Consider the following 6,707-nt stretch of genomic DNA (forward strand, 5'->3'; position numbering starts at 1 on the left):
CGCTTTTAAGTTGGTAACTTATTGTGGTGTTTGTAAGAGTGGTAACCAATGTGTAAAAAAGAGGTTTGTCAGCTTTTTTATCTAACAAGATTAAAGCTGGTGCTGTGCTTTATATTTGTTGTTTTATCTATTGGTACGACGAATGCACAGGGAATTGAGTTTGTTAATTTTGGCAACAAGATAAAGCTTGAACAGAGCAGGGTTGAACCTAAGAGTGTGTATAAGTTTGCTAATTCAGAACACTTGCTGGAGCTGAGCGACAGAATAATCATAAAAATAAAGGCTGGAATAGGCGGTGACGTTACAAACGCCTTAAAACAAAAAATAGAGGTGGGCCAGCTAGCCACCTTTGGGCCTTTTGCAGAGCACGAGTTTATGGTGGTATCGCTAAAAGACGCGTCCGCCAAGCGCTTAACTGGTGCACTAGAAGTTGCCAGTGGTTTGGAGGGGGTAATATATGCTCAACCAGATATTTTACAAATAAAAAGTAAGCTCGAAGTTGAAAACAATAACGCTGCGCAATGGTTAACAAAAACCTTGTCGCAATCAGGTTCTATGAAAAGCTTACCTTTTCGTTTATTTCAGTTAGAGAAATGGCAAAAGCAACTACAACAATCGACTCAAGGCGAGGGAGTAAAAATCGTTGTTATCGATGATGGCTTTGATTTAAAACATGAGGCCTTAAGTAAAACTAAGGTATTACTCACCTACGATATAGAAAGAAGAGTCAAGGACGTACAGCCGCAAAGCCGCTTTGATAAACATGGTACTAAGGTAGTTGGAGTGATTTTTGCCAGAGCAACCAACTTGCTGCCAGCTGAAATGGCGGGCCTTGCAATCGACGCCGAGCTTATTGCAATAAGGCAAACAAAAAGCTGGACAAGCNTCGTTACATATCGCGCAACTGGCGCAAGCCGATGTTGTTAACATGAGTTGGCAAACGCAGTGGCTCTTGGAGCCAATAAAAGATGCCATTGATGGCTTAGCACAAACCGGCCGAGGTGGTAAAGGAACCTTAGTAGTATTAGCCGCTGGAAATAGCGGAAACATGATTAAAGCAAATAGTACAGAGGCGAGTATTGCATCTGCGGTGGTGGTGGGCGCAATGAATAGCAGCGGTATGCCGGCAAGTTTTAGCGACTTTGGTAAATCGGTTAGTGCTTGGATGCCAGGTTATAGTGCTAGGGGTATCGCAAGAAATAATGCATACAGTGGTTTTGGTGGTACTTCTTACGCAGCGGCATATGGCACGGGCATGATTGCACTGCTGTTGGCTGCTGAGCCCGAACTAACGGCAAGTAAAGTTAAACAAAAGCTGGCTCAAGTGTCTGGTTTAATGTTGGACAACCAGAGTAAGTAAAGTAATTAAACGGCTGTGTTAGCTACTGATAACACAACAAGTTGGATAAAGGTCGTTCCTACCTTGGAAGTGAGCTTCTGGGTATAAAATGTGGATAAAACTATGGATACAGAATATAACAGCGCAGCGATATTTACGCGCAGTAAACTACAAACCCATATTAAGGCCGCATTGCTATGCAGTGCTGCTATTCAGTTGCCTGTGGCAGTGGCTTCATCAGCGCTAGCAAATGCAGAGGCATTACAGGGCGGGGCGACTCATACCGCTGTTAACCAGCAAGCGCTAGAGTACGTGCAGTCAAGATTGACTAGCAAAGCCATAACGGTTACGCGCGATCCAAATTGGGGGCGGCTTGAGTTTTTGCAGTGTGTACCCGCACCTGCATTTCCTGGTTTTCAATGTGCAGGTTATAATCAAAGTTCTTGTCAAGGACCATTTTGTGAATGGGAGACCAATAATGATCCAGATTTTGGCAGCACCCCGTCTTCTGCTAACTTTGCCGAAAATGGCACGGGCACAGTGCTGGATGTTAATGCAAACAACGGTGATGATGGTGGCGACGACGTAGGGATCACTTACTCTTTATCTGGCACAGATGCCTCGCTGTTCGAAATTGATGACAGCACTGGTGTCATCACGTTTAAGAATCCACCGGATTTCGAATCGCCGGGAGACAACGGCGGCGACAATATTTACAATATTACGGTTACTGCCGATGATAGTGTTAACACCGCTGACCAAAGCATTTATATCACGGTAACAAACGTAAATGAGGCACCACTTGTTGATTTAGATTCAACCAGTGGCAGCGATAATAGTAGTGCTTCATTTTCTGAAGGTGGTGGTGCGGTAAACATTGCAGAGAATGCTGCTGTGACGGAAGCTGATGGCGACACAATTACCACCATAATAGTAAGCCTTACCAACGATCAAGACGGTGCATCTGAAGGCCTGAATGTTAGTGCATCCGCTCAAGATGCATTGACGGGAATTTCAGGTTCTTCTGATATTTCGCTACAAGATACAATTTCTATCACTGGCGCAACGGCTTCCGCGTCAGAAGTGCAAACGTTCCTACAGGCAATCACTTATAATAATACCTCCAGTACTCCCAACGAAACCGCAAGAACCGTAACTGTTGTCATCAACGACGGTACACGGAGTAGTGAGTATAGAACTGCGACTGTGGCTGTGAGCAATGTTATTGCTGCGAGCAGTATCGCAGCCGGTTTTAATACAGCAAACGGCACAAACTTATCTCCAGCAATCACCTTTACCAGTGACGATGAAACACTGACTATTGCTGATACTAGCCACATTGCTGGTTCAACTGCGGATGGGGGCGCGGGAACTGATACCCTATTTGTAGTAACTGGCTCTAATCTAGCTAACTTTACGTCGCTAGCTAATTTCGAAACATTGACCCCTGATAATGACGGATCTTTAACGCTTACCGAAACACAGCATGACGCATTTACTACCATTAATGGTTCAGGTACAAACCAATTTACAATATCTAGCGCGGATGGAGATCAAACCCTAACCGGTGATAGCGACATTGAAACTTATGTGTTAAGCGCTGCAATGAACTTTACCTTGGGGGGCGCGGCACAAAAAGTGACGGGTAGCAGCGGGGATGACACGGTTAATGTAACCGGGTTTACGCCGTCAGGTATACTCGCAGCTGGCGCAGGCACAGATACTCTACAAACAGATAATGGTGCAAATATCAGTAGTGCTACGCTCAGCGGTTTCGAATCACTGACCTTAAGTGATAATGCCTCAGTCACTATGACGGAAGCTCAGCATGACAGCTTCTCAACAATCACAGCAGCGGCAACCGAGACGATTACAATCAGTGATGTGAGTGATGGTTTAACGGGTAACAGTGCAATTGAAACTTACATACTTTCAGCGGCTAATACCTTTGCGCTTGGCGCAGCTGGGCAAAGTGTAACTGGCAGCAGTGGTGACGACACCGTAAATGTTGGTACATTCACAGCTACTGGTACGCTAGCAGGAGGCAGTGGTACAGATACGCTTTCAATTAGTGATGGCGGAAATATTGCGAGCGCGTTAGTAAGCGGTTTTGAAAACCTTTCTGTAGCAACTGGTGGCTCTGCAACAGTTTCAGTATCTCAGTTGTCATCGTTTACTGGTTCGGTTTCCGGCGACGGCACTAATTCTCTAACTGTCTCTGGTGATGGTGATATTACAACGGTTTCTGCGCTTGAAAATTATACTTTATCTGATGATTTAACCAATTCAAGAACCGTGACCGTGACCAGTGCAGGTCATTCTGTTACTGGTACTTCAACTTCAGATGCAATTACCTTCGATATAGGTTCGCTTACCTATACTGGAACAATCACAGGCGAAAATACCACTGCTGATACTTTGTCGTTAAGTTCTGGTGCTGATATTACGGCAGCAAGTATAAACGCGGTCAGTAATTTAACGATAGCCTCCGGCGCGTCTGTTTCCATGACAGTAGCTCAACATGAAAGTTTTACTGGTAATATTTCAGCAGCTGGATCAGAAACTATCAATATTTCTGGTGATGGGGATATCACCACTTTCTCTTCGGTTGAAGTTTATAGTGTTGGTGACGATGCTAGCAATACTAGGACTATTACCATCAGTAACGGTACCACTGATGTTTCTGCAACGTCGAACGATGATGCTGTAACGTTTAATATCGGTGGTAGCTCCTACACTGGCGATTTAACTGGCGACACGAACGTAGCAGATCTTGTTTTAGCGTCAGATGGTGCGGATGTAACTGGAGGTAGATTCTTCAATATAGGAAACCTCAGTCTATCTAGTGGTGCAACTGTTGCGATTGATACGGCCAACCTGAGTGATTTTGCAACAGCGATTTCAGGGGCGGCGGGTAGTGAGACATTAAAACTCATGGATGGTGGAGAATTTGACTTCTCGACCACCTCGGTTTCTGCTGTTGAAGGCATTTCAATTGGCACCAATAGCGCAGCAACGATCACACTTACAGACAACTTTAATGCTGATGGTCAAACTGTGTCGGTTGCAAATGCCAGCGGCAGTGCAATCACATCTGACTTAGTCATAGACGCTTCTGCCTTTTCTAGTGATGTGCTAGAAATAACGGCAACAGATTTGGATGGTTCTGATACTATCACAGGTGGTAGTGGTGCAGACACTATACGTCCAGGCGGCGGTACAGATACCATGACAGGTAACGATGGTAATGATAATTTTGTCGGAGCGCAAAGTGATTTAAATGGTGACACAATAGCCGATCTTAGCATCGGAGATAAGATAACAATTACAGGCGTGACAGGATTATCAACCAGCAATATTCGCTTTAATGGTACTAGTACGTTGGAGATAGATACTAATGCAAGCGATTTTTCAGGCGTAGAAATATCACTGTCGCTCACAAATTCACCGGGTAGTGATCTTGCGTATACGGTCGCTGACTCTGGCAGTGATACAGTGATCACCTTTGAAGTTGCGAATGATGAGCCTATCTTTAGTAATTTAAATGGTGGTAATACCTTTACTGAAAATGGAACTTCGATTGCGATAGATAGCGATGTAACCATTGCAGATACTGAGCTTGACGCACTGAGTGGCGGAAATGGTAATTATGATGGTGCGTCGCTAACAATCTCACGTTCAGGTGGGGCCAATAGTGAAGATGTATTTAGTAACACTGGGCTGCTAGGTACGCTGACTCAGGGAGGCGCGTTAAGTTACGGTGGTACTGATGTAGGTACAATCACAACTAATTCTGCAGGCACACTGGTACTCACTTTCAACAGCAGTGCCACTTCCGCGCTAGTGGATAATGTATTGCAATCAATTGGCTACGGTAACAGCTCTGAAGATCCAAGCTCATCTGTAACACTCAACTATACCTTTAATGATGGTACGGCAAACAGCACAGGTACAAATCAGGCCGCAGTGACTATTACTCCCGTAAATGATGCCCCTACTGATATTGCATTGACAGCAACAAGCATAGACCAATCGAATACCGGAGCTGCTGCGACCGTGGCGACAGCCAGCACCACAGATGTGGAAAGTGGTGACAGTCATACCTATAGCTTGGTTACGGCTGGGNAGTAGCGATGGCGGTACATGTAGCGCAAATACGGGTAACGGCAGTTTCCAATTCTCAGGAGCTACGTTACAAACGCAAGCATCAACATCTCCGGGTGACTATGTTATTTGTATTCAAACGAGTGATGGAACCGCAAGTTACCAAGAGTCATTCACGATAACGGTCAACGATGACGTGGCCCCAAATGCACCATCGACACCGGACTTGGATGCGGCTTCAGACTCTGGGGCTTCAAGCTCAGACAACATTACCAATGACACCACACCAACCTTCAGTGGTACTGCTGAGAGCGGGGCGACGGTTAAATTATATAGTGATCAGGTAGGCGGAGGCACCACGGTCATTGGTACTGGCACAGCAACGGGTGGTAATTGGCAAATTACAACGGATCCGTTGACTGCAGGGTTATCACATGCGATTTTTGCGACCGCCACAGATGCGAGCTCGAACGTAAGTAGTAGCTCTAGTTCTTTAAGCGTAACGATCGATAATACAGCTCCTACCGCGCCAAGTACGCCAGATTTGACCGCTGGGAGTGATACCGGCTCCTCGAATGCAGATAACATTACTAATGATACAACGCCCACATTCACAGGAAGTGCATCTACGGGCGACACAGTGACACTAATTTCCGATCTTGATGGTGTTGTTGGCTCAGCCACAGCTGCGGGAGGTGCATGGACTATTACTCCAAGTTCTGTGATGACCAGTGGTACGCATGCAATCACAGCGCGATCAACAGACACTGCCGGTAATATTACCAATAGCAATAGCTTATCAATGGTCATTGATACGAGTGTTTCAGCACCTAGTATTACGACTCCAATTGAGGGAGATGGTCAAATTAATGCCGCTGAAGACAATGATGTCTTGATCGCTGGCTCTGGTGCCGATGCTAACGTGACTGTTAGCGTGAGTATTACTGACGGTTCAGCAACGCTGAGTCAAAATGTAACTTCCGATGGTAGCGGTAACTGGACTATCAGTGGCAGTGAGTTCAATGTTAGTGGATTTAGTAATGGCGAATTAACTGTATCGGCGACGCAAACAGATTCAGCAGGGAATATCTCTGGTGCAGCAAGTACGACTGTTACACTCGATAATACAGCACCTTCAGCACCGACAATTACGACACCAATTGAAGGTGATGGCCGAGTAAATGCGGCGGAAGATAATGATGTGTTGATTGTAGGAACGGGCGCTGAAGCGGGNTAATAGTGTAACCGTTACGATTCATGACGG

4 protein-coding genes are annotated in these 6,707 nt (G+C 45.6%); all 4 read left to right on the plus strand.

The annotated features are described in order from the left end of the window. The first annotated feature begins 48 nt into the window (after window positions 1-48). Window positions 49-927, plus strand: a complete 879-nt coding sequence (locus CKO50_RS03470; RefSeq protein ID WP_255229382.1) for a S8 family serine peptidase — start codon at window positions 49-51, stop codon at window positions 925-927. 1 nt (window position 928) lies between these two features. After that, the gene (locus tag CKO50_RS24425) at window positions 929-1,360 is read left to right on the plus strand and encodes a S8 family serine peptidase (protein WP_255229384.1); all 432 of its coding nucleotides are present in this window, start codon (window positions 929-931) and stop codon (window positions 1,358-1,360) included. Between the two features lie 102 nt (window positions 1,361-1,462). Beyond that, entirely contained in the window at window positions 1,463-5,470 is a 4,008-nt protein-coding gene (locus tag CKO50_RS03475) for a cadherin domain-containing protein (RefSeq protein ID WP_255229386.1), read from the plus strand. Then, complete coding sequence (locus tag CKO50_RS24430; protein ID WP_255229388.1) at window positions 5,430-6,680, plus strand: Ig-like domain-containing protein; 1,251 nt, start codon at window positions 5,430-5,432, stop codon at window positions 6,678-6,680. The genes CKO50_RS03475 and CKO50_RS24430 overlap by 41 nt, the downstream gene beginning before the upstream one ends. Window positions 6,681-6,707: the final 27 nt, after the last annotated feature.

It is taken from the genome of Pseudoalteromonas sp. HM-SA03 (assembly GCF_002289345.1).
GTDB lineage: Bacteria > Pseudomonadota > Gammaproteobacteria > Enterobacterales > Alteromonadaceae > Pseudoalteromonas.